The organism is Sedimentibacter sp. B4, assembly GCF_000309315.1.
GTDB classification, from domain to species: domain Bacteria; phylum Bacillota; class Clostridia; order Tissierellales; family Sedimentibacteraceae; genus Sedimentibacter; species Sedimentibacter saalensis.
This window is the reverse complement of record NZ_CANG01000944.1, coordinates 1-530: the sequence shown is the minus strand read 5'-3', so window position 1 is coordinate 530 and position 530 is coordinate 1. Positions and strand designations below refer to the sequence as shown.

Here is a 530-nt window from a genome sequence, read left to right as displayed (position 1 = left end):
GACAGGTGGTGCATGGTTGTCGTCAGCTCGTGTCGTGAGATGTTGGGTTAAGTCCCGCAACGAGCGCAACCCTTATCCTTAGTTGCCAGCAGGTTAAGCTGGGCACTCTAAGGAGACTGCCGATGATAAATCGGAGGAAGGTGGGGATGACGTCAAATCATCATGCCCCTTATGTCTTGGGCTACACACGTGCTACAATGGTCGGTACAAAGGGCAGCGAAGGAGTGATCTGGAGCGAATCCCAATAAACCGATCCCAGTTCGGATTGTAGGCTGCAACTCGCCTACATGAAGTCGGAGTTGCTAGTAATCGCGAATCAGAACGTCGCGGTGAATGCGTTCCCGGGTCTTGTACACACCGCCCGTCACACCATGGAAGTTGGTAATACCCAAAGTCGCTGAGCTAACCGCAAGGAGGCAGGCGCCTAAGGTAGGATCAATGACTGGGGTGAAGTCGTAACAAGGTAGCCGTATCGGAAGGTGCGGCTGGATCACCTCCTTTCTAAGGAGAACTTAAGGACTTATGCTGTT

General features: G+C 52.6%; 1 rRNA gene. It reads left to right on the top strand.

Features of this window, described 5'->3' with window-relative positions:
• Nucleotides 1-501: ribosomal RNA gene (locus BN358_RS17645) — 16S ribosomal RNA — on the top strand; the annotation flags it as partial.
• Nucleotides 502-530 lie beyond the last annotated feature (29 nt).